The organism is Streptomyces sp. NPDC101219 (genome assembly GCF_044767675.1).
GTDB lineage: Bacteria > Actinomycetota > Actinomycetes > Streptomycetales > Streptomycetaceae > Streptomyces.
Map to the genome: position 1 here is coordinate 270,648 of NZ_JBIWOK010000006.1, position 21,557 is coordinate 292,204.

At 73.5% G+C, this 21,557-nt stretch carries 20 protein-coding genes and 1 pseudogene; 7 read left to right on the forward strand and 14 right to left on the reverse strand.

Annotation, left to right across the window (positions count from 1 at the left end; genetic code table 11):
- Positions 1–63: 63 nt before the first annotated feature.
- The 6 genes from ACIRPP_RS14235 to ACIRPP_RS14260 all read right to left on the reverse strand — a co-directional run bounded on the left by ACIRPP_RS14235 (position 64) and on the right by ACIRPP_RS14260 (position 6,806).
- Complete coding sequence (locus ACIRPP_RS14235; protein ID WP_403641720.1) at positions 64–1,518, reverse strand: penicillin-binding transpeptidase domain-containing protein; 1,455 nt, start codon at positions 1,516–1,518, stop codon at positions 64–66.
- Complete coding sequence (locus ACIRPP_RS14240) at positions 1,515–2,876, reverse strand: FtsW/RodA/SpoVE family cell cycle protein (protein ID WP_403641723.1); 1,362 nt, start codon at positions 2,874–2,876, stop codon at positions 1,515–1,517. The genes ACIRPP_RS14235 and ACIRPP_RS14240 overlap by 4 nt, the downstream gene beginning before the upstream one ends.
- Positions 2,877–2,919: 43 nt before the next feature.
- Positions 2,920–3,804 carry an SH3 domain-containing protein gene (locus ACIRPP_RS14245; RefSeq protein WP_403641726.1) on the reverse strand — a complete coding sequence of 295 codons (885 nt, stop codon included), beginning with the start codon at positions 3,802–3,804 and terminating at the stop codon, positions 2,920–2,922.
- A 105-nt stretch (positions 3,805–3,909) separates the two neighbouring features.
- A complete protein-coding gene (locus ACIRPP_RS14250; RefSeq protein WP_403641729.1) occupies positions 3,910–5,178 on the reverse strand; it encodes an ATP-binding protein in 1,269 nt (422 codons plus the stop codon).
- Positions 5,175–6,080 (reverse strand): hypothetical protein, encoded by a 906-nt coding sequence (locus ACIRPP_RS14255; protein ID WP_403641732.1) that lies wholly within the window; start codon positions 6,078–6,080, stop codon positions 5,175–5,177. The genes ACIRPP_RS14250 and ACIRPP_RS14255 overlap by 4 nt, the downstream gene beginning before the upstream one ends.
- A 219-nt stretch (positions 6,081–6,299) precedes the next feature.
- Complete coding sequence (locus ACIRPP_RS14260; protein ID WP_403641735.1) at positions 6,300–6,806, reverse strand: dual specificity protein phosphatase family protein; 507 nt, start codon at positions 6,804–6,806, stop codon at positions 6,300–6,302.
- 121 nt (positions 6,807–6,927) lie between these two features.
- Between ACIRPP_RS14260 and ACIRPP_RS14265 the strand changes: the two genes are divergently transcribed.
- Positions 6,928–7,734 (forward strand): nuclease-related domain-containing protein, encoded by an 807-nt coding sequence (locus tag ACIRPP_RS14265; protein ID WP_403641738.1) that lies wholly within the window; start codon positions 6,928–6,930, stop codon positions 7,732–7,734.
- Positions 7,735–7,835: 101 nt separating this feature from the next.
- Here the strand turns inward: ACIRPP_RS14265 and ligD are convergent, their stop codons facing one another.
- The gene (gene ligD, locus ACIRPP_RS14270; protein WP_403641740.1) at positions 7,836–8,723 is read right to left on the reverse strand and encodes a non-homologous end-joining DNA ligase; all 888 of its coding nucleotides are present in this window, start codon (positions 8,721–8,723) and stop codon (positions 7,836–7,838) included.
- A 73-nt stretch (positions 8,724–8,796) separates the two neighbouring features.
- Between ligD and ACIRPP_RS14275 the strand changes: the two genes are divergently transcribed.
- On the forward strand, positions 8,797–9,861 hold the full coding sequence (locus ACIRPP_RS14275) for a Ku protein (RefSeq protein ID WP_403641743.1): 1,065 nt from the start codon (positions 8,797–8,799) through the stop codon (positions 9,859–9,861).
- 53 nt (positions 9,862–9,914) lie between these two features.
- Here ACIRPP_RS14275 and ACIRPP_RS14280 read toward each other — a convergent pair.
- Both ACIRPP_RS14280 and ACIRPP_RS14285 read right to left on the reverse strand, forming a co-directional pair.
- Positions 9,915–10,220 (reverse strand): annotated as a pseudogene (locus ACIRPP_RS14280) (beta-ketoacyl synthase N-terminal-like domain-containing protein); the annotation flags it as partial.
- Positions 10,184–10,405 (reverse strand): hypothetical protein, encoded by a 222-nt coding sequence (locus ACIRPP_RS14285; RefSeq protein WP_403641745.1) that lies wholly within the window; start codon positions 10,403–10,405, stop codon positions 10,184–10,186. The gene ACIRPP_RS14285 and the pseudogene ACIRPP_RS14280, both read right to left, overlap by 37 nt.
- A 245-nt stretch (positions 10,406–10,650) precedes the next feature.
- On the opposite strand from ACIRPP_RS14285, the gene ACIRPP_RS14290 reads away from it, so the two are divergent.
- Both ACIRPP_RS14290 and ACIRPP_RS14295 read left to right on the forward strand, forming a co-directional pair.
- Positions 10,651–11,166: a SigE family RNA polymerase sigma factor gene (locus tag ACIRPP_RS14290; RefSeq protein WP_403641748.1), complete on the forward strand. Its 516-nt coding sequence runs from the start codon at positions 10,651–10,653 to the stop codon at positions 11,164–11,166.
- The gene (locus ACIRPP_RS14295; protein WP_403641751.1) at positions 11,156–11,842 is read left to right on the forward strand and encodes a hypothetical protein; all 687 of its coding nucleotides are present in this window, start codon (positions 11,156–11,158) and stop codon (positions 11,840–11,842) included. Before ACIRPP_RS14290 ends, ACIRPP_RS14295 begins: the two co-directional genes overlap by 11 nt.
- A 207-nt stretch (positions 11,843–12,049) precedes the next feature.
- Here ACIRPP_RS14295 and ACIRPP_RS14300 read toward each other — a convergent pair whose 3' ends face one another.
- On the reverse strand, positions 12,050–12,619 hold the full coding sequence (locus ACIRPP_RS14300) for an RICIN domain-containing protein (RefSeq protein ID WP_403641753.1): 570 nt from the start codon (positions 12,617–12,619) through the stop codon (positions 12,050–12,052).
- Between the two features lie 161 nt (positions 12,620–12,780).
- Here ACIRPP_RS14300 and ACIRPP_RS14305 point away from each other — a divergent pair, with 161 nt between their 5' ends.
- Together ACIRPP_RS14305 and ACIRPP_RS14310 are read left to right on the forward strand one after the other, a co-directional pair.
- Positions 12,781–13,959 (forward strand): sensor histidine kinase, encoded by a 1,179-nt coding sequence (locus ACIRPP_RS14305; RefSeq protein WP_403641755.1) that lies wholly within the window; start codon positions 12,781–12,783, stop codon positions 13,957–13,959.
- On the forward strand, positions 13,956–14,639 hold the full coding sequence (locus tag ACIRPP_RS14310; RefSeq protein WP_403641758.1) for a LuxR C-terminal-related transcriptional regulator: 684 nt from the start codon (positions 13,956–13,958) through the stop codon (positions 14,637–14,639). Before ACIRPP_RS14305 ends, ACIRPP_RS14310 begins: the two co-directional genes overlap by 4 nt.
- Positions 14,640–14,844: 205 nt before the next feature.
- Here ACIRPP_RS14310 and ACIRPP_RS14315 read toward each other — a convergent pair whose 3' ends face one another.
- Entirely contained in the window at positions 14,845–16,062 is a 1,218-nt protein-coding gene (locus tag ACIRPP_RS14315) for a hypothetical protein (protein ID WP_403641761.1), read from the reverse strand.
- A gap of 158 nt (positions 16,063–16,220) precedes the next feature.
- On the opposite strand from ACIRPP_RS14315, the gene cpt reads away from it, so the two are divergent.
- Positions 16,221–16,742, forward strand: coding sequence for a chloramphenicol phosphotransferase CPT (cpt, locus tag ACIRPP_RS14320; RefSeq protein WP_403642178.1), 522 nt, complete (start codon positions 16,221–16,223; stop codon positions 16,740–16,742).
- Positions 16,743–16,818: 76 nt separating this feature from the next.
- Here cpt and ACIRPP_RS14325 read toward each other — a convergent pair whose 3' ends face one another.
- The 3 genes from ACIRPP_RS14325 to ACIRPP_RS14335 form a co-directional block, all read right to left on the reverse strand.
- Positions 16,819–18,618, reverse strand: a complete 1,800-nt coding sequence (locus ACIRPP_RS14325; protein ID WP_403641763.1) for an alpha/beta hydrolase family protein — start codon at positions 18,616–18,618, stop codon at positions 16,819–16,821.
- Entirely contained in the window at positions 18,605–19,804 is a 1,200-nt protein-coding gene (locus ACIRPP_RS14330) for an MFS transporter (RefSeq protein ID WP_403641766.1), read from the reverse strand. Before ACIRPP_RS14330 ends, ACIRPP_RS14325 begins: the two co-directional genes overlap by 14 nt.
- A gap of 110 nt (positions 19,805–19,914) precedes the next feature.
- Positions 19,915–21,417, reverse strand: a complete 1,503-nt coding sequence (locus ACIRPP_RS14335) for a tetratricopeptide repeat protein (RefSeq protein ID WP_403641769.1) — start codon at positions 21,415–21,417, stop codon at positions 19,915–19,917.
- Positions 21,418–21,557: the final 140 nt, after the last annotated feature.

The window sequence follows — 21,557 nt, forward strand, 5'->3', positions numbered from 1 at the left end:
CGTGCCGTTCCGGCACCCCCGTCTCGCCCAGTGAGCGCCCAAGTGCGGTGGGAGCTCGATGACTTACTTCAGAACGGCCTCCATCACGGCCCGGGCGACGGGCGCCGCCGTCCCGCCGCCGGAGATCTCCCGCCGGTTCGCCGCCGCGTCCTCCACCACCACGGCCACCGCCACCCGCGCCTGGGCGTCCCGCTCGCCCTGCGCCCAGGCGACGAACCAGGCGTACGGGGTACCGGAGTTGCCCAGGCCGTGCTGCGCGGTGCCGGTCTTGCCGCCCACCACCGCCCCCGGGATCGCGGCGTTGGTGCCGGTGCCGTCCTCCACCACCTCGCGCATCAGCTCCTGCATCCGCCGCGCCGTCGACGGGTGCATGGCGCGCCGCGCCGCGCTGGACCCGGCCGTCGTCACCGTGCTCCCGCCGGCCCGCATGGCGCGCTCCACCAGATAGGGCTCCCGCATCTGCCCGTTGTTGGCGACGGCCGCCGCGACCATCGCCATCTGCAATGGCGTGGCCCGGGTGTTGTACTGGCCGATCGACGACAGCGCCAGCTGCGCCCGGTCCATGGTGGTGTCGAAGGTGCTGCGCGCCACCGAGAACGGGATGCGCAGCCCGGCGTGGTTGAAGCCGAAGCCGTGCGCGGTGGCCGTCATGGCCTCCAGCCCCGTCGTCACCCCCAGTTTCGCGAACACCGTGTTGCACGACCAGACGAACGCCTCCCGCACCGAGGCGTCCGCACAGCCGCGGGAGGAGTTCGTCAGCCCGGTCGTCGTCCCCGGCAGCCGGTACGGCTCGGGGGAGTCCGTCGGCTCGTCGAGGTCCGTGACCACGCCCGCGTCCAGCGCCGCCGCCGCGGTCACCACCTTGAACGTCGAACCGGGCGGATACGTCTGCCGCACCGCCCGGTTCAGCATCGGCCGGTCCGGGTCGGCGTTCAGCCGGGCCCAGGTCTCGCGGGCGGTGGCCCCGTTCCCGGACAGCGGCTGCGGGTCGTAGGACGGGACGGACACCAGCGCCAGGATCCGCCCGGTCGACGGCTCCACCGCCGCCACCGCGCCCTTGCGTGAACGCAGCCCCTCGAACGCGGCCCGCTGCGCGGCCGGGTGGATCGTCGTCTCGACGTGCCCGCCCGCGCTGCGCGAACGCGTGAAGTCGTTCCACAGCGGCAGGGGCGCGAGCGCCGGGTCGGTGCCGGAGAGGATCCCGTCCTCGGTGTGCTCCAGCAGGGTCGTCCCGTACTCCTGCGAGGCGAAGCCGGTCACCGGCGCGTACAACGGCCCTTCCGCGTACGTCCGTTCGTAACGCAGGTGCTCCCCGGTGTCCCGCGAGCCGGTGACCGGCCGGCCGCCGACCAGGATGTCACCGCGCCGCTGCTCGTATCGGGCGATGGTCTCCCGGCGGTTGGCCGGGTTGCCGTCGTAGGCGTCCGCCCGCAGCACCTGCACGCGCGCGGCGTTCACCAGCAGGGCGACCAGCAGCAGCGCGCAGAAGACGGCCGCCCGCCGGATGTACGGCGTCACCGGACGCCACCCCCGTCGTCCTGGCGGCGCGCGGAGTCGCTCAGCCGGAGCAGCAGCGCCACGATCGCCCAGTTGGTGACCACCGACGAGCCGCCCTGGGCGAGGAACGGCATCGCCATGCCGGTCAGCGGGATCAGGCCGGTCACCCCGCCCGCGATCACGAACACCTGGAGCGCCACGAGGGAGGAGAGGCCCACCGCGAGCAGCCGGCCGAAGGGTTCGCGCAGCGCGAGGCCGGTCCGGTAGCCGCGCTCCACCAGCAGCCCGTAGAGCAGGATGATCGCCGACAGACCCGCCAGGCCCAGTTCCTCACCGGCCGTCGCGAGGATGAAGTCGGACTTCACCGCGAAACCGATCAGCACCGAGTGGCCCTGCCCCAGCCCGGTGCCGAGCAGGCCGCCCTCGGCGAATGCGAACAGCGACTGCGCGATCTGGTTGGCCCCCTCGCCCGCCTCGATCGACGCGAACGGGCTCAGCCACGTCTCGATCCTGCGGTGCACGTGCGGCTCCAGCCGGCCCACCGCCACCGCGCCCAGGGACGCCAGCAGCACCCCCACCGCGATCCAGCCGGTGCGGCCGGTGGCCACGTACAGCAGGACGACGAACAGGCCGAAGAACAGCAGCGAGGTGCCGAGGTCCCGCTCCAGCACCAGGACGCCCACGCTCGCCAGCCAGACGGCGACGATCGGCCCCAGCACCCGCCCGGTCGGCAGCCGGAGCCCGCCCACCCGGCGGCCCGCGTAGGTGAGGGCGTCGCGGTTCGCGGCGAGGTACGCGGCGAAGAACACCGCCAGCAGCACCTTCGCGAACTCGCCGGGCTGGATGGAGAATCCGGCGACCCGGATCCAGATGCGGGCGCCGTTCACCGCGGGGAAGAGGATCGGTGCCGTCAGCAGCACGAGCGCGGCGGTCACGCAGAGGCGGGTGCAGCCCTGGAGCACGCGGTGGTCGCGCAGCACGAGCACGACCCCTATGAACAGCGCCACCCCCAGCGTCGACCACACCAGCTGCGTCGGGGCCGCCCGGTCGCCCGGCGTCTCCAGGTCGAGCCGGTAGATCAGCACCAGCCCGAGCCCGTTGAGCAGGACACCGATCGGCAGCAGCAGCGGGTCGGCGAGCGGGGCGCGGAATCGCACCGCCAGATGGGCGACGAGCGCGAGCACGCCGAGCCCGGCGCCGTAACCGGCGGCGCCGGGCGGGACGGTGCCGTTCACCGCGATGCCGACCGCGCAGTACCCGTACACCGACAGCAGGACGGCCAGGACGAGCAGGGCGAGTTCGATGCCGCGGCGTCCCGACGGGCGGACGGTGGGCTGGGGCGGATCGGCGATCGCCAGGGTGATTCCGGCCTTGCTCATGTCCGGAACCTATCCACCTGGGTTGTTCTGGGCGCTGTGCTCATCAGCACCAGCGTGGCGCGGGCCCGATGTTGTCGATGTAGCGGGCGGCGCCCCAGGCCCAGGTGCCGTCCGTGAGGAGGTACCAGAGCGGATTGCCGTTGACGTTGTCGCCGGGCACCTTGCAGAAGATCGAGACGACCTCGCCGCGGTGCGCGTACCGGATGACCTGCGATCCTCGGGTCGGCGCGCTGCGCAGGGCCAGCCGGTCCGCCGTCACGACGCCCCGGTACTCGCCCTGGTCGCCGTGGTTGCCGCCGCTCATCTGGCCCCAGTCGCCGTTCCCGCCGGTACCGTTGCCGCCCTGCTGATTGCCGCCTTGCTGGTTTCCGCCCTGCTGGTTCCCGCCCTGCTGGGTGCCGTTCCCGGTGCCGTTCCCGCCGGTGCCGTTCTGCTGGCCCCAGTCGCCGTTGCCGCCCTGCTGGTTTCCGCCCTGCTGGTTGCTCTGGCTCTGCTGGTTGCCCTGGGCTTGCTGGTTACCGCCCTGCTGGTTGCCCTGGGCTTGCTGGCTGCCGCCCTGCTGGTTGCCCTGGGCCTGCTGGTTACCGCCCTGCTGGTTGGTGCCCTGGCCCTGTTGGGTGGGGCCGCCCCAGTCGCCGTTGCCGCCGGTGTTGCTGCCACCCTGCTGCTGGTTGGCGCTCTGCTGGTTGGCGCTCTGCTGGTTGGTGCCCTGGGCTTGCTGGTTGCCGCCCTGCTGATTGCCCTGGCCTTGCTGGTTACCGCCCTGCTGGGTGCCGTTGCCGCCGGTGCCGTTCTGCTGGCTCCACGGGGTGTCGTCGCCCGGGCCGTCGTCGCTCGCGACGGCCGGCGTGACGGCGGTAGCCAGGGCGAGCGCCCCGGCCGCGAGCGCTATGGGCAGTCGGCGGGTCAAGGGGGAGCGCAGGGACATGGCGATACCTCCATATGAGGTCGAAAGCATGGAAAGCTGACTTCTCGCCACACTAGGAGCGGCTGCCGGAGGCCCGCCCGCCCTGCTGCGCCATCAGAGGAGCCGTCAGATCACTCCATCGGCGGTCGCGGGACCCTCCTGAGGGAGGGTCAGCGTGGCCACCGCACCGCCTTCCGGCGCGTTCGCCAGCTCCAGCCGCGCACCGAGCACCTCGGCCTGGCCCCGCGCGATCGTCAGGCCCAGCCCGTGCCCCTTCGAACCGCTTTCCGTGCGGAACCGCTGCGGCCCGTGCGCCAGCAGGTACTCCGGATAGCCGTCACCGTGGTCCCGCACCGTCACCACCGGCCCGTCGACGGTCAGCGTCACCGGACCCCGGCCGTGCCGGTGCGCGTTGGCGACCAGGTTGCCCAGCACGCGCTCCAGCCGCCGCCGGTCCGTCTCCACCGCCACGTCCCGCACGACGGTGACCCCGGTGTCCGTCCCAGACGCCCGCACCACCCGCCGGGCCAGCTCCCCGAGCCACTCGGTGTCGAGCTCCAGCCGCTCCCGGCCGGAATCCAGCCGGGAGATCTCCAGCAGGTCCTCGGTGAGCGTGCGCAGTGCCGCCACCCTGTCCCGCACCAGCTCCGTGGGGCGGCCCGGAGGCAGCAGCTCCGCGGCCGCGTGCAGACCGGTCAGCGGGGTGCGCAGCTCGTGCGCCACGTCCGCGGTGAACCGCTGCTCGGCGAGCAGCTTGCCCTGCAACGAGGCCGCCATCGTGTCCAGCGCGGCGGCGACCGCGGCCACCTCGTCCTGCGGCCGGGTGCGGTCCCTCGCGCGCGGGTCCCCGACGCGCGCGTCGAGATCGCCCGCGCTGATCCGCCGGGCCACCCGCGCCGTGGTGTGCAGCCGACGGGTCACCCGGGTCACCGCGAAGGCGCCCGACAGCAGCGTGGCCCCGATCGCCAGTCCGGAGGACCACACGATCGCGCGGTCCAGCCCGTCGATCGTGCGCTCGCCCTGGGAGTAGTCCACCCACACGGCCAGGGCCCGCCCGCCGTCCAGCGGCCCGGCCGCCCACATCGCGGGCCGCCCGTCCTGCTCCGCCACCACCGTGCCCCGCTCCCCGGACACGGCGAGCCGGCGCAGCTCGCCCGGCAGCTCCGGCGGGTCGACGCCCGCGTGGCGCCGCAGCGACTCGCCGGCCTCGTACGCCTCGGTAGCCTCCGCCAGCCGCCGCAGCGCCAGCTCCCGGGCCTGGCCGACGGTCTGATCGGTCACCTGTACGTGCACCAGCACGCCGAGCAGCGCGGCCAGCGCGCAGCACATCACGGTGATGAACACAGCAGTCTTCAGGGCCAGCGGACCGGCCCAGCGGGGCAGCACACGTCTCACGGAGCGCCCGCCGGCGGCTCCGGCTCCGAAGGCCCAGGTGATGCCGAAGTCCCCGAGGGCCCCGACGCCCCCGAGTGCTCCGTACTTCCGGACGGCTCCGGTGATTCCGGCGGACCGCCCGGCCGTGCGGACCGCGAGGGCTTCGGCGACCTCGGGTGCGCCGACCCGCCCGTGCGCAGCATCTCGTCGTGCGTCAGCAGCATCGCCCGCTGGTCCGGGTCCCAGGTCCACTGGAGCCGGTACTCGTACCCGGCGACCTCCGACGGCGACCGGATGATCACTGACCGCTCCGCCAGCTCGACCCCGCTCAGGGCGTCGTCGTAGGCCATGATCCGGGTGAGGCGTTCACGGTCGGCGGTGTAGACGCGCACGGCGGTCAGCTTCTCCGGCAGCAGCCGGAAGCCCAGGGTCAGCTCCGGGCGGCCGTCCCCGGTGAGGTCCCGGTAGTACGGTTCGAGCAGCGGGCAGCCGCCCGCGTCCGGATCCTGCCGCTCGCGCTGCTTCTGGTTCTGCTTTGTCGCCCGTTCCCGTTCCCGCTGGTCCTGTCCCTCGGGGCAGTCGGCCAGGCGGCGGGCCGTCTCCCGGAACGGAGCCTCGTCGCCCTCGTAGTCCTCGGGGTGGGCGGCGACCTCGGCGCGTACGGCCGCCACCGGGTCCACGGCGCGGATGTCTCCGCCGGGCAACGCGACGCCCTTCACCACTTCCCGGTCGACCTCGCCGAGGTTGAAGGCCGGGCTGGAGGCGGGTGTCAGCTCCGGCCAGAGCCGGGCCGGACTGATCGCGGTGGGGGTCGCTCCGGCCCCGCGCAGCCCGCCGTCGTCACCGCAGCCCGCGAGGGCCACCGTCACCGACAGGAGAACGGCGGCACGGCGGGCGGCGCGCGTACGGCGGCTGGCGGGCACTGCACTCCTGGGTTCGTGGGCCGGTGCGCACACACCTTATTCGCGAGGAAGTCCCCTTTTGCGTACCGGGTCGCCCTTCGACGCCTGCTCCGATGCCCGCCCCGGCTCCGGGACGCGTCGCGGACCCGCCCGGCGGCGGTCCGGCGCCCCCTTCCACACCACCGGCCGGCCCGGCCCGTCCGTTCGCCTGCCGGCAGCGGTCTCCCCGGCGAGCCCGCTTCAGTCGGTCAGGTCCTCCAGCAGCCGGGCCGTGGTGAGTCCCGCCCGGAGGTAGTCCACGAAGAGGTCGTTGTGCAGCGCCCAGGACGAGCGCCGTGCCCGGATCAGCCGGATCGCCTCGTCCGCGGTGCTGCCCCGGCGGATCAGGGCGTGCGCGACGACCAGGCCCGAGCGGTTGTACCCGTGGTAGCAGCGGACCAGGACGCGGCGTCCGCGGTCCAGCGCCTCGCACGCGGCCTCGGCCATGCGGATGACACCGGCGATCTGCGTGCCGTCGAGCGGGCCGTCCGGGATCGGCCACACCTGGTGCTCGACCTCCGCGTCGGGACCGTGCCCGGGGAGCCGCAGCAGGGTCTGCACGAGATCGAATTCCTGCCCCACCACCGCGAACTCCAGCCGCCCGGTGCGGCCCCGGTACTGGTGTCCGCCCATCCACAGACCCGGCAGGATCTCGTCCCAGGGACGGTCCGGTGCCGGTACGTCGGGTTGCCTCCTGCGGGTACGCAACGGCGCCTCCCACCACCCGCCCGCGGGCCGGCCGCCCGGCGGGCCCAACTGCTCTCCACGGTAGCCGGGTTCTTGCCCCTGGAGCACCCCGCCTGTTCCCATGGTCGTGGGGTGATGGTGCATGGACGGACTGCGCGTCATACCGATCTGGCAGCACGGCCGGGAGCGGCTGTACGTCTGCCGCCCGGACGGCGGGAACCTCGCCTGGTACGACCGGGACGCGGCCCGGGTGAATCTGCTGGGCGCCGACCACGAGGACGCCGTGCTCGCAGCCCTGGCGCCGTACCTCACCGGCCCCGTGTCCGTCGGACCGCCGCCCGTCCCGACGCCCGCGGAACTCGCGCGCCTGTCCCTCCACCCCGACGACGATCTCGCGCCCAACCGCCCGGGCGAGGCGCTGCTCGTCGCCCTCGACCGCGACCCCGGCCGGACAGCCCTTCGCTTCCGGACCGATCCCCGTCGCAGCGCCCTCGGGGCGGAACAGGCGGTGGGGGAGGCCCTGGACCGGATGGAGGGGGCGGGCTGGCACACCCTGCACTCCGTCCCGCTGCCCGGGGGCGACCGCGTCCACCATCTGCTGATCGGTCCCGGCGGCCTCTTCGCCGTGCACACTCTGGACGCGCACCGGCAGCGCGTGACGGTCGCCGATCCCCGGGTGTCCCTGGGCCGCCGTGAGCCCCGGCCCCTGCTGAACCGTGTCCGCGCCGACGCCTCCCGCGCCTCGTACGCCCTGACGGCAGAGGTCCGTGCGGTGCTCGTGGTGGTGGGCGCGTCCCGCCTCACCGTGCCGTCGGCGCCCCGCGGGGTGCGGGTGCTGGCGGACGGGGACGTGGAGAGCCTGGCCCGGCCCGGCGGGGTGCTGAAGCCGGCCGACGTCGAGGCCCTGCACGCCATGGCCCGGGACCGGCACACCTGGTCCCGGGTGTGACGTGGGGCGACCCGCCGCCGTCTGGGCCGGACCGGACCGGCCGGCGGTGGCGCTCCGGGGTGCGGGTGACCGGCCGGTGAGGGCGGTGGCGGCCGAGCCCCTCAGGGCGAGGGCAGGGGACTCGCCTGCGCCGGGTCCAGCAGCGGGGCCAGCAGGTCACCGTGGTCCTGGAGGCGGGGGGCGAGGTCCGGGGCACTGAGCGCCAGCACCTCGGGGGACCGGCACTCCTCGACCTCCTCCCAGGTCACCGGCGCCGACACCAGCGGCTCGGCCCGGGCGCGCAGGGTGTACGGGGTGGCGGTGGTCTTGCGGGCGGCGTTCTGGCTCCAGTCGACGAAGACCTTCCCGGGGCGCAGGCTCCGCGTCATCCGGTGCAGGGCCAGCCGGGGCATGGCCTCCTCCGCCTCCATGGCCAGCCGCTTCGCGTACTCCGACACCTGTTCCGACGAGGCGTCGCGCACCGCGGCGAGCAGGTGCAGGCCCTTGGACCCCGAGGTCTTCGCATACGCCTCGATGCCGTCGGCCGCCAGCCGCTCCCGCAGCCACAGGGCGACCTCGCAGCAGTCCACGATCGTCGCCGGGGCCCCCGGATCCAGGTCGAAGACGATTCGGTCGGCCAGGCCCGGGTCGCTGATGAGCCACTGGTGGGTATGCAGCTCGGCCACCAGGTTCGCCGCCCACATCAGGCTCGGCAGGTCCTGGAGCAGCACCATCCGGGCCGGGCCCTCCGACCGGGGCACCTCGGCCGTCGTGACCCAGTCGGGCGTACCCGGCGGCACGTTCTTGGTGAAGAAGACCTGGCCGTCGGGGCCGTCCGGGTACCGCAGGAACGACACCGGCCGGTCCCGCAGATGGGGCAGCAGTACGTCGGCGACGGTCGCGTAGTAGTGCAGGACCTCCGCCTTGGTGAAGCCGGTGGCGGGATACAGCACCTTCTCCAGATTGCTCAGCGCGAGCCGTCGCCCCTCCACCTCGGTGATGGGCGCCATACGATGAGAATCCCACGCAAACCGGGGCAAGCACCCCAGGAGTGATCGGCCAGACGACCGGAAAGGTGCTCACGTGAGATCCATATGGAATGGCGCGATCTCGTTCGGCCTGGTCAGCATCCCGATCAAGCTGGTGAACGCCACCGAGAGCCACTCGATCTCCTTCCGCCAGATCCACACCGAGGACGGCGGCCGGATCCGCTACCGCAAGTTCTGCGAGCTGGAGGACCGTGAGGTCAGCTCGCAGGAGATCGGCAAGGGCTACGAGGACGCGGACGGCTCGATCATCCCCATCACCGACGAGGACCTGTCCCAGCTCCCGATCCCCACCGCCCGCACGATCGAGATCGTCGCCTTCGTGCCGTCCGACCGGATCGACCCGCTCCAGATGAGCTCCGCGTACTACCTGCAGGCGAGCGGGGCACCGGCGGCCAAGCCCTACACCCTGCTGCGGGAGGCGCTCAAACGGAGCAACAAGGTCGCCATCGCCAAGTTCGCCCTGCGCGGGCGGGAGCGGCTGGGCATGCTCCGGGTGGTCGAGGACGCCATCGCGATGCACGGTCTGCTCTGGCCGGACGAGGTCCGCGCCCCCGAGGGCGTCGCCCCCGACACCGACGTCACCGTCCGCGACAAGGAGCTGGACCTGGCCGACGCCCTGATGGACACGCTCGGGGAGGTCGACCTGGAGGACCTGCACGACGAGTACCGCGAGGCGGTGGAGGAGGTCATCGCCGCCAAGGCCGCCGGGGAGAGCCCGCCGGAGATGCCGCAGCCGGAACGGGAGGGCAAGGTGCTCGACCTGATGGCGGCGCTGGAGAACAGCGTCCGCGCCGCCCGCGAGTCCCGCGGGGAGGAGGACGCCGAGGTCAAGCAGCTCCCGCAGCGCAAGACGTCCCGCTCGGCACCGAAGGAGACCGGAGGGAAGAAGTCCACGTCCACGGCGAAGAAGGCCCCCGCGAAGAAGACCGCCTCGTCGTCGTCCGCCTCGAAGGCGAGCGGGGGCGGCGGCAGCGGTGGCGGGAGCGGTGGCGGGAAGTCCGGGACGCGCAAGTCGGCGGCGAAGAAGACGTCGGCGAAGAAGACGCCCGCGAAGAAGGCCCCGGCCAAGAAGACGGCGTCGCGCAAGCGCTCGGCGTGACGGGCGGCCCGACGCGGGGACGCGGTCCGGACCGACGCAGGGACGCCGGATGGGGCCCGCGCATGCTCCTTGCACTCCAGGACGAGTACGCCGGCCCCGTCCCCGTTCACGAAGCCGTCCCGGTCCTTGGCGAAGGGATGCGACGACAGCGAGGCGACCGAGAGGTCGCCGTCCGCCGGCGCCCGCATCGCGGCGAACGACGCCATGATCGCGGGCGTGACGACGGGCTCGGCACCGCCCGCGAGCGCCACGTCGACCCGCCCGTACCGGATGCGGTCGACGGCCTGCCCGATGGCCTCCGTGCCGGACGCGCCGGCGCTGGTCACGGTCCGCGCCTCCCCGGTGATGTGCAGGTCCACGTCTCCTCCGTCGCGTCGGGGTCGACGGTCCGCAGCCGGGTCACCCGGTCGCCGTCCCGGAACGCGACCCCGTCGAGCGGGGGAGGGGGAGAGGTCACCTGCGGCACCGCCGCCACGTCGATCCGCCGCCCGGCGGCCGTCACGGGCTGGTCACGTCCGCCCGCCCGCACCGAGCTGCCCTCCACCGCCGACCGCCCCGGCCCTCCCGCCCGCCATCAGCGGACACGTCGCCCATCCGAACCGCCCCACCCCGTAGTCGACTTGTCGCCAAAGCGAGCCTCCGGCCGCCCGTCCGCCGGAACGACGGATCCTGGAACCCGAGTTCAGCGTCCTCTCAGGGGGGTGTGCTTCGATGAAGACGATCTGTGCGACTCGCACGCAGGACGGGAACACCCGAGTCGCACGGGAGGGCGAGGGTCCGGTGGAGGGCATGACCGAGGAAGAGTTCGACGCTTTCTACGCGGCCGCGTTTCCCCGTCTGACCGGGCAGCTCTACGCCTTCACCGGGGATCTCGGCGAGGCCCAGGACGTCGTCCAGGAAGCGTTCGTCCGGGCCTGGGACCGGCGCCGCAAGCTGGTGGCCGACGAGGCACCGGAGGCGTGGGTGCGCACCGTCGCCATGCGTCTCGCGGTCAGCCGCTGGCGGCGCGCCAAGCGCTGGCTGGAACTCATGCGCGGCACCCCGCCCCCCGAGCCGGCCCCCGGCCCCGGCCCCGAACGCACGGCTCTGGTCGCCGCCCTGCGCTTACTCCCGGAACCGCAGCGCAGGGCGATCGTCCTCCACCATCTGTGCGACTTCAGTGTCGAGCAGGTAGCCTCCGAAACCGGCGCGCCCGTGGGGACGATCAAGGTCAGGCTGTCCCGCGGGAGGGCGGCGCTGGCGAAGCATCTGACGGTGGACGAGGCCGAGGAACCGGCCTGGAGGGAGGGCGGCCGTGTCGGATGAACTGACCTCGGCGCTGCGGAGGTTGGCCGCCGACCACGAAGTCCCGCCCAGCGTCCCCCCGGCCCGGATCCGGCTGCGTGCCACCCGCCGCGCGCGACGCCGCCGCGCATCCGCCGCCCTCGGCATGACGGCGGCAGCGGGCTGTGCCGTGACCGCGCTCGCCTTCACCCTCCACCCCGGCACCCCCGCCCAGGCCCACCGGACCCCCGCCGCGGGCTCCGATTCCGGGTCCCCCGCCCCCGCCCCGGTCGCCACCGGCTCGGCGAGCCCGGCGACCCCGGCGCCGCTCCCCGACGGCGAGGACGTCCCCGACGGCGAGGACGTCCTCGACCTGAGCCGTCACACCCTCACTGTCGACCACCGCACCATGCGCGTCGACCCTCCGTCGGACGACGCCGCGCTCCCCGCGGGGAGCGAACTGACCGTGGCCGCCAAGCACGCGGTCAAGGAACTCCCGGCCGACGCGGTGATCAAGGGCGGCTACGACGTCAAGGTCCCCTACGTGGTGGAACTGCGGGCCACCGACCGCACCGCCGTCTACGTCGGCGCCCGCGCCTTCGACGCGAAGACCAGCGCCTCCCTCGGCGGGAGGCTGGGCTGGACGGCCCTGAGCCCCACCGACGCGAAGTGGTTCTACGCGCACATCAGGGTCGGCGACCGCATCGACGTGACCTGACGGCACTCGGCGGGACGCCCCGGGCTGCCGGCGCGGCGGGCACCCACGAGGGGGCGGCCCGTCACCCTCGACGGACCGCCCCTGCCCCCGTGCCCGGAGCCGGCCGGCCCCGCCCCCGTCAGACCATGGGATCTCTCAGACCTACCAGACCTGCCAGACCTGTCCGACCTGTTGGATCTGTCGGCCCTGTCAGGGCCGTCATCGCTGTCAGCCCCACACGCTCGTGTAGTTGTACTGACGGTGATAGCGCGGCGTCCACAGGCTGGGGTAGGGCTCCTTGATGTTCCCGCAGGCCCCCAACTGGATCGCGCTGCGCCGCCCGGTGTCCATCAGGCACTTGCCGCTGGAGGCCTCGACGATCTCCCAGTGGTCGTTGCCCCGGTCCACCCAGCGGAAGTACTGGCCCGGACCCTGGCAGTGACCGATCACGATCGGGGTGCCGTCCGCCTGCGAGGCGTTCTGGGCCCCCAGGCAGTACTTGCCGTAGACGCCGATGAAGAACATGCCGGGCGTCGGCGACTGCATGAAGTAGAACCGCTGGTGGAGCCTGCCCTTGCAGTCGTAGCGCTGGACCACCGCCCCCGGATTCTGGGACTCGCCGCGCACATCCATGCACTGCCACGAGTACGAGGCCCGCATCTCGTAGATGGCGGCGTTGTTGATCCAGCTCGTGTAGCGGATCGGCGGGTCGGCGGCCGTGGCCATGCCCGGGAACAGCATGACCAGCAACGATGCCAGAACCGCGAGGATCCCCCCGCGGCGCACACTTCGAGCCACTGCGCTTCCTCCTTTGCCTGAATTCCGAGCGGTGGGGTGCACCGGTGCCGTGATCTGATGGCTTGTCGTGTTCAGCACCGGAACGCCCTGAAAGCTAATGCGTCCGGTCATCCGGCTGTACCGCCTGTTCAGGGGGGTTGTGTGGGCGGGGAGAACGTGCCGTGAGCGCGGGGTCGGGACTCCAGCGATCCCAGTCGTTCATGATCCTGGCGACCGGCCTGTACCGGGCCAGCCACCTGGTGGTCGGCGTCCTCGCGGTGGCCCAGCACCAACGCCACAGCCCGTTGTCGTGGGCGGGCGTCACCGTGGCCCTGTCGGTGAGCGTCCTGCTCTTCGCCACCGCCCGCTCCCACGGCTGGTTCACCACCTGGCCGGCGCTGGCGGACCTCGTACTCGTCGGCTGCGTCCTGCCGTTCGTCGTGCACGCGGGCGGCGCGCACCGGCCCGCCGAGGTCGCCTGGGCGATGCTCCTCGGCGGCTCGGCCAGCGCGGCGTCGGCGGTCGCGCTGCCCCGACTGCCCGCCGTGGCCGGCGCGGTGGCCGCACTCCTCGCGACGCACGCGGCCGGCTACTGGCTGACCGACGCGGACGTCGCCGTCGTCGTCGCCCACCTCAACGCGATCGTCGCCTCCGCCGTCATGGCCCGCGTCTTCTGGTGGTACCTGCGCCGGCAGGGCAGCAGGCTCGACGCCGCCACCGCCCAGGCCGTCGCAGCCGAGGCGGAACGGGCACGCTTCGCCGAACGCATCGCCCACCACCGGGCGTTGCACGACACGGTCCTCGCCACTCTCACCGCCATCGCCTCCGGCCGCGCCGACCCCGCCGCACCCCCGGTACGCGAACGATGCGCCCGGGAGGCCGCCTACCTCCGCCGCCTGATACAGCAGCAGACCGACGAGGAAGCCGTCACCTGCGGCCCGCGGGGAACGACCGCGGACAGGCCCGCGGCCTCGCCCGCGACGGCCGCCGTCGAACGGGCGGTCCACTCGGCGGAATGCCTGGGCCTGCGCGTCACCGCCCAGTACCACGGCCTGGACGCGCTCACGGACCTGCCCGCCGACGTCGCGACCGCCCTCGGCGCCGCCCTCACCGAGGCCCTCAACAACGTCCTGCGCCACGCCGGCACCGGACGTGCCTACGTGACCGTCACCGGCTCCCCGGACGGCACCGCCCGGGTGACGGCGGTCGACCGCGGCGTCGGCTTCGACCCGGCCACCGTCACCAAGGGCCTGGGCCTGCGCTCCTCGGTCGCCGCCCGGATGCGCGAGGCGGGCGGCAGCGCCCACATCGACAGCGCCCCCGGCGAGGGCACCCGCATCGAACTGCGCTGGCCGGCATGACGGGCACCACCATCACCGTGGGCGCGGTGGACGACGACCGGATGCTGCTCGACGGCCTGCGGCTCTGGCTGGCCGACGTCCCCCGCATCCACCTGGCGGCGACGGCCCCCACAGTCGGCGAACTCCTCACCCCCGCACCGGCACCGGCACGGACACCGGCACCGGCCACGCCCGCCGGACCACCGTGCCTGGACGTCGTCCTGCTGGACCTGCTCCTGCGCGACGGCTCCAGCCCCTCCGACAACATCCGCCGCCTGCGGGCCGCCGGACCCCGCGTCCTCGTCATCAGCACGGTGGCCGACCGCGGCAGGATCGTCGCCGCGATGGCGGCCGGAGCGGACGGCTACCTCACCAAGGACCACGACCTCCCCACCCTGGTGACCGCCCTCACCGACATCGCCGCGGGCGGCACCGCCCACTGCCCCGAACTCGCCTTCGCCTGGGCCCACGACGACACCCCGGCCCGGCCGGCGCTCTCCCCGAAGGAACGCCAGGTGCTGGTCGAGTACGCCTCCGGCCTCACCCTCAAGGCCACGGCCCGCCGCCTCGGCATCAGCCCGCACACGGCCAAGTACTACCTGGACCGGGTCAAGGACAAGTATCAGCAGGCGGGCCGCCCCACCTACACCAAGACCGACCTGGCGAGCCGCGTGCGCGAGGACGGCTGGGGCCCCGACTGAACCCGCTCCGGCACGGGACGGCTCCGTCATGGGACGGCTCCGGCACGGGACGCGCACCGCCGGCCGGAGCCGACCGACCCGATATGCGTTCGTACGCCCGCCGCGCGGCCACCGTCACCACTGCCGGGCCGTGAGCGGCCGGGGGCCCGCGCCGGGCTCCCCGGACCACCCACCAACTCGCCGGCCCACCCGGGGATACGGTGCTCTACCGGCTGCCCCACGGCGCCGGCGCCCCGACCTTCACCCGCGCGTGGCCGCGTACCCGCACCGGGTGCGGTGGCGCCCCCGTCGTGACCAGCACCAGTTCGCCCCCGTCGTGGGGCGCCCCGAACAGCACGGCCTCACGCAGCCGGGGCTCGACGGCACGCGGGTCGGCGACCACGGGCTCCCCGGGACCGGCCACCCGCACGGCGAACACCCGGTCGCAGACCAGCACCGGGTCACTGCCCGCCACATCGTCCGCGGCATACACCCGGACGAGGCCGTCCTCCCCGAGCCGTTCCAGCACCCGCAACGCCGGCACCGGCGCCCGCCACAGGGCCGCCGCCCGCCGACGCGCGAGCAGTCCCGAGCCCAGCAGCGAGAGCCCGGGCAGTCCGGCGACCAGGACCAACAGCTGCCAGTCGAAGGCGTCGTAGGGCTCGGCCACCAGACGCCGCCACGTCCCGTCCTCCAGCACCGTCACCGTGCCCCCGACGGGGTAGTGCTCCGGGAAGAGCGCGTCGACGGTGACCGTCCTCGTACCGTCGAGACGCACCCGCAGCGACAGGTCGTGCCGCGCGACCACCTCGGCCTCCACGGCGACGGCCGCGTCGGCGCGCCGCTCGTCCGCCCGGATACCGCCGAGGCCCATCCCCACCGCCCAGGCGGCCAGGCCGCACAGCGTCGCCCCGACCGCGATCAGGACCGTGCCCCGCCGCAACGGCAGCACGGACGCCGGCAGCGGGTGCCGTGCCTCTCCCGCCGCCCGCAGGGCGAGCTCCCGCTGCCGACGCCGGGCCGCCACCCGCTCCCGGGCACCGGCCCAGCACAGCCCGACGGCCGCGATCACCCCGAGGTTCGCCACCGCCGACGCGGCGTCCGCGCCCGGCACTTCCGTCAGCCCCACCGAGACGGCCAGCAGGGGCGCGGCGACCAGCGCCAGATCCGATCCCCGGGCCGTCCAGTACACCAGCCCCACGGCCAGCCCCAGCTGCGCCATGCCGCCCCAGTCCGGCCCGCACGGCACCGCCTCACTGCACACCGGCACCGGCTCCACGGCGAAGGCCCACACCAGAGCCGCCAGCAGCGCCGGCACCGCCCACAACGGCCGCGCCCACCCGGCGGGCCGAGCCCGCACCCACTCCCACGCATCCCCGGACGACCAGCCGACCGCACCCGCGGGAACCGAAGCCGACGGTATCGGCACAGGACTCTCGATCACGCATGGAGTATGGCGCAGGCGGGGGGCGGCAGCCGGGGTTTTCCCTCCCGGGACCTGGCGCCCAGGTGACCGGCGGCAACCGCCGGGCGGGCAACCGCCGTGGAAACCCGTTTCAGGGACGGCCGCGGTGCCCCTACTGTGGCGCGGTGACGACTCAAGTGATCGTGCTCAACGGCGGTTCCAGCTCGGGGAAGTCCGGCATCGCCCGGTGTCTGCAGGCGGTCCTGCCGGGTCCGTGGCTGACCCTCGGGACCGACACGCTGGTCGACGCGATGCCTGCCTCCCTGCAGACGTCGGACGGGGGCATCGAGTTCGCTCCGGACGGCGAGGTCGTCGTCGGTCCGCAGTTCCGGACGCTGGAAGCGGCCTGGATCGAGGGGGTCGCCGCCATGGCCCGCGCCGGCGCCCGGGTCGTCGTCGACGAGGTCTTCCTCGGCGGAACGGCGTCGCAGCAGCGGTGGCAGAACGCCCTGCGCGGTCTGGAGGTGCTGTGGGTCGGCGTCCGGTGCGACAGTGCCGTGGCCGCGGGCCGTGAGGTCGCACGCGGCGACCGCACCCTCGGGATGGCCGCCTCCCAGGCGGACCTGGTGCACCGGGGCGTGGTCTACGACCTGGAGGTGGACACCACCCGCACCGAGGCGATGGAGTGCGCGCGGGCCATCGCCGCACGGGTCGGGTGATCGACGGCCCCGCCGCAGGTCCGACCGTGTGACCCCGCCACGGTGACCGCCGTGCCCCCGGGTGTGCCGCCGGGGATCACCGCGACGCCAGCGTCGTCCGCCCCAACACCTCGAACAACGCCCCCCGGATGTTCCGGTACCGCTGCTCCGTCTCGTCGGCGTCCGCGGGCACGTGGCCGACGCCCGGTTCGGTGACCAGCGTCCAGGGCAGCCCGCGGCGCGTGGCCTCGTCGGTGACGTGCCTGCTGTGCTGCCACTGCGTCACCTCGTCCTCGCTGCCGTGGACGAGGACGACACGTTGCCCCGGGGCCGTGCCGGCCAAGTGCGCGGGGTCGAAGACCCGCTCGGCCGGAGTCGCCGTCGCCGCGAGTTCGAAGCGGGCCGCGAACCAGTCCCGGTAGAAGGGGTCGGCGGCCGCCGCCCGCTCCGCGTGCCCGCGGATGTCGATGAGAGGGGCGGCGGCCACCGCACCGGCGAGGTCGTGCCGCAGCACACAGCCCAGCAGGGCGAGCGCGCCGCCGAAACTCCCCCCGAGCAGGGCGATACGGCCCGGCTCCACACCCCACCCCGCGGCGGCCTCCACACACGCCTCCACGTCCTCCCGGAACGCGGACGTCCACGCCTTCCAGGCGCGCCGGGTGTGCAGGGGCCCGTGGCCCGCGGAACCGCAGTAGTCGACACCCAGCACGGCGATCCCCGTGTCCAGCAGGTCGCGGTACAGGCCGTCCCAGCGGAGTTCGTCGCGTTCCAGGGACTCCGGACCGCCGTGCAACGACACGACGACGGCCGTCGGCGGCTGCCGCTCCGGCAGGTACCGCAGCATCGGCGTCCGGCCGTAGCGGACGGACGACAGCGTGGCCCGCCCGCCGTACCGGGGCACCTCCCCCGGCGAGCGGTGCAGCGTCGCCGCCCCGTCGTGGCCCAGCCACAGCCAGCCGGAGCCGCCCAGCGTCGACACCTGGTACATCCCGATACCGCGCGGCCCGGCCGTCCGGATGCGCAGCCGGCCGGTGCCGTGCGACGCGAGGGGGACGCTCGTGCCGGTGCGCGGGGACCACAGGTGCGGGACGTCCGAGCCGTCGGCGGTGACCACGACGAGGATCCGCCCACTGCCGTCCCGTACGAAGCGTGCGTCGTCGATGTGTCCGGCAGGTCCCGCGAGGGGCACCGAGGACCCGGCCGCCAGGTCCCACAGCACCGGGCGGCCCTCGCTGTCCGGGGGCGTCCCGACCAGCAGCGCGCGCCCCTGCAGGCCGTCCGCCCACCGCGCCACGACCGACTCCGGGGCGGCCCCGGACAGCGGACGCTCCAGGTGCAGCCGGGGGTCCCACGGACCGCGGTCCTCGCGGACGACGACGGCGTCGCTGCGCAGGTCCCAGTGGACCAACTGCCCGGCCACGGACGGCCGGTGGGTCCGCGCCGCCCGACCGGGACCGACCGCGTGGAACGCGACACCGCCGGCCTCGTCCCGCACCGTGAGCACCAGACACGCGGTGCCCGCCTCGTCCACGCCGTGCACGACGTCCGTCAGGGTCCGTCCACCCCGGCCCGCCGGCGGCAACACCGCCCGCCACCGCTCGCTCCCGCCGTCCAGGCCGTGCTCGACCACGACGACCTCCGTGCCGCCCGCAGGCAGGTGCACCGCGACGAACACCTCGCGTTCCTCGACGTACAGGACCGCGTCGCCGTCGAGCCCGACCCGCGCGCCGCCCTGCACCCGCCGTGCCTCCGCAGGCGCGGCGATGTGCAGCATGCCGTCGTCGCCGACCGCGCCCAGAACGGGGCCGCCGTCCCACGACAGCAGGAACCGCTCACGCTCGCGGAAGAAGGTCCGGCACAGGTGGTGCCCGGGAAGCACGGCATCAGCGAGCCGCATGCGCGCTCCGCCTTTCCGAATCGGGGCCCGAACCGGCCTCGGCCAGTCCGCGCAGACGGCGGTAGAAGGCCGGCACGAGCAGGGCGTTGGCCAGGGTGAGGCCGGTGGCGATCAGGACCGTGTGGGAGCTGCCGAGCTGGTGGTACAGCCATCCGCCGATCGCCCCGCCCAGCGAGTCCCCGGCCAGGAAGGCGCTCTGCACGAGTCCGAAGAAGACCCCGGCGAGCGCACCGGGAAAGGCGTTCAGCTGCAGCAGCTCCTGGGACACCGTGGCCCCGAGCAGGAAGGCGCCCCGCACGGCCAGCGCGCAGGCAGCGAGCCACGGGCTCACCGACAGGGCCAGCAGAAGCGTCGCCGCGGCACAGCAGCTCTCGGAGACGAGGAAGACCGCCAGGGGCGACCGCGCGCGCAGGAACTTCCCCGCGACCGCCGCCGCGATCAGCCGCACGACGCTGGCCACGGCGAGCACGACACCCACCAGAGCCACCGGCACCCCGCGTTCGGCCAGCAGCAACGGCAGATACGGGCTGAGGATGCTGACGTAGAAGCCCATCAGCAGACCCAGCCCCACGATGCCCAGCGCCAGCCCCCGGTACTGCCGGAACACGGTGCGGAACCCGGCCTCGCCGCCACCGTCCGCGCCCGCACCGCCGGCGACGTCATGGGGGCGGCTCGGCGGGACGAGGAGCAGCCCCGACAGGACACACCCCGCGGCAAGCAGCAGCACGGTGACGTACCCGGGATCACCGGCACCCACGAACGCGGCGAGCGCCCCGGCCGTGCCCATGCCCAGCGCCGTCCCCGCCTGGGTCATGAACTCCCGGCGCGACACGAGCCCCACCCGCTGGTCCTCGGTCGTGTTGTGCAGGGTCCAGGTGCGCAGGCCGATGAACACCGACGAGGCCCCGACCCCGGCCACCAGCCCGGACGCGACCGCGACGAGCGCACTGTCGTGGACGATCCGCAGCGCCATCCCGGCCGCGTACAGGGCGGTACCCGCGACGAGCACCGCCCTCGGCCCCCACCGGTCCGCGAGCCGGCCGATGAACACCGACGTCGTGCCCGCGAGCGCCATCGCGGTGTACGAGAGACCGAAGTTGACGAGATGGTCGTGCCGGTCGAAGTACAGCGGGTGCACCGTCTTCGACAGCCACATGCCCGCGAAGAACATGAAGGTGTACGCCACGACGCGACGAGCGCCCGGCACGGGCAGACCGCGCCCGGAGGGCGTGGCAGGGGACGGAATCATGGGCTCTTTCTCGGCTCTGGACAAGGACTCCTCGCTCGGGGGCACGCTCACGCCATGGCGGCCGCCACCTGGTCAAGATTGGCGCGGGCCGCCGGATCGTCCGGAGTGAGCGCGAGGACCTCCTCCAACGCCGCGTGGGCGGCGGGCAGATCCCCCAGCTGGGCATGCTGCTCGGCCGCGAGCGTCAGGAACCTGGCCGCCTGCTCAGCCGGCAGCCGGCCCGTGTCCACGCTCCGCGCCAGCCGCAGGGCCTCCGCCGACTCCCCGGACTCCGCCAGGAGATACGCGTAGTCGTACAACGCCTCGACGTCCGACGGGTCGCAGGCATGCGCCGTGCGGTAGGCATCCAGCGCCTCCGCCGTCCTGCCGAGCTGCAGATAAGTGAAGCCCAGCAGGGAATGCACTTCCTGAATACTCGGCCCGAGATCCCGGGCCTCCCGCAGTGCGGCCAGTGCCTCGGCGAACTGCTCCTTGCTCACATAACAATGAGCGAGCTCCATATGATACTCGGGCATCTTCCCGTCAAGACCGAGCAGTTCACGATAGGTGTCGATCGCGGAATCAATCCTGCCGATGCGGCGATAACACTGGGCCAGGTTGTAGATGAGCACTGTCTGATGCATCCGGTGCAACGCCGTCCCGTTCCGCAACTGCGCGATCCCCGAGGTTAGATGCTCGATCGCGGCGTCGACCCGCCCCCGCCTGAATTCCACGAGCGCGTACCCGTTCCGGTTGAACACCCGGTGGAAGGTGAGGTCCCGTTCGTCGTCCTCGCCGACCCGGCCGAGCGTCGCGTACCCGTGCTCCAGGTATTCGGCGGTCCGGTCGAGCGAGCGCAGGTGCGGCGGATGATGGCGGGCGTACAGCATCGACAGCGCGTAGTCCGCGCCGGCCACACCCACCGGGTCGGGGTCAAGGCGCCACCGCAGGTAACAGAACTCCGCCTCCAGCGTCCGGTCCTGCATCGTGTACGCCAGACCGAGCCGCCCCCACACGGCCGGCACGTCGTGGTACGGCTGGATGCCCCGCAGGATCCGCTCGGCCGTCCAGCTGTCACCGACGCTCAGATACTCCACCGCCTGCTCGTACAGGTACTCCAGATCCCGCTCCGCCAACATCGCGACCTGCACGAACAACCGGTCGACGGTCTCCTCACGGACGTTCTTCACCGGCTGCGCGGTCACCTCGGCATCCCCGGCGCCCACCCGGAACCGCACCTCGACGTCCTGCCCCGGCAGGCCCGCCAGCGTCTCCAGGAACAGCCGGCTGCCCTCGTTGAGCCACTCGGCCCGCACCACCTCGACGACACAGGGCCCCACGGCGGACAGCCACGCCCGGCCCACATCACGGAAGTTGCGCGTCAGACGGTCCTTGAGGAAGAACCGGATCCGCTCCTGGGCCTGCGCGGCATCCGTGAGACTCGCCTCGCGGTCGATACCGGAGCACGCGGGATCCTCCGGGGAGATCAGCTTCAGCCCGATCAGGGCCTCCCGCGGCCACGAGGACCGGTCGGTCTCCTCGATGAGCGCCTTCACCGGCGAGAAACTCACGACCCCACGATCCGCTGACACCACGACATGACGCACCCTGAGCCCCGTTCCCGTTCCCGTAGCCGTCCATTTCACCGCGCGCGGTCCGCGCCCACACCGATTACCTGCGTCCGCGCTGATTACCTGTGCTGCGTGCCGCG

What these genes read in the sequence shown, in the direction of transcription:
- ACIRPP_RS14325 (WP_403641763.1), bottom strand. Translation starts at nt 18,618, where the DNA reads ATGCGGCTCGCTGATGCCGTGCTTCCCGGGCACCACCTGTGCCGGACC.
- ACIRPP_RS14240 (WP_403641723.1), bottom strand. Translation starts at nt 2,876, where the DNA reads ATGAGCAAGGCCGGAATCACCCTGGCGATCGCCGATCCGCCCCAGCCC.
- ACIRPP_RS14310 (WP_403641758.1), top strand. Translation starts at nt 13,956, where the DNA reads ATGACGGGCACCACCATCACCGTGGGCGCGGTGGACGACGACCGGATG.
- ligD (WP_403641740.1), bottom strand. Translation starts at nt 8,723, where the DNA reads ATGGCGCCCATCACCGAGGTGGAGGGGCGACGGCTCGCGCTGAGCAAT.
- ACIRPP_RS14265 (WP_403641738.1), top strand. Translation starts at nt 6,928, where the DNA reads ATGGACGGACTGCGCGTCATACCGATCTGGCAGCACGGCCGGGAGCGG.
- ACIRPP_RS14245 (WP_403641726.1), bottom strand. Translation starts at nt 3,804, where the DNA reads ATGTCCCTGCGCTCCCCCTTGACCCGCCGACTGCCCATAGCGCTCGCG.
- ACIRPP_RS14290 (WP_403641748.1), top strand. Translation starts at nt 10,651, where the DNA reads ATGACCGAGGAAGAGTTCGACGCTTTCTACGCGGCCGCGTTTCCCCGT.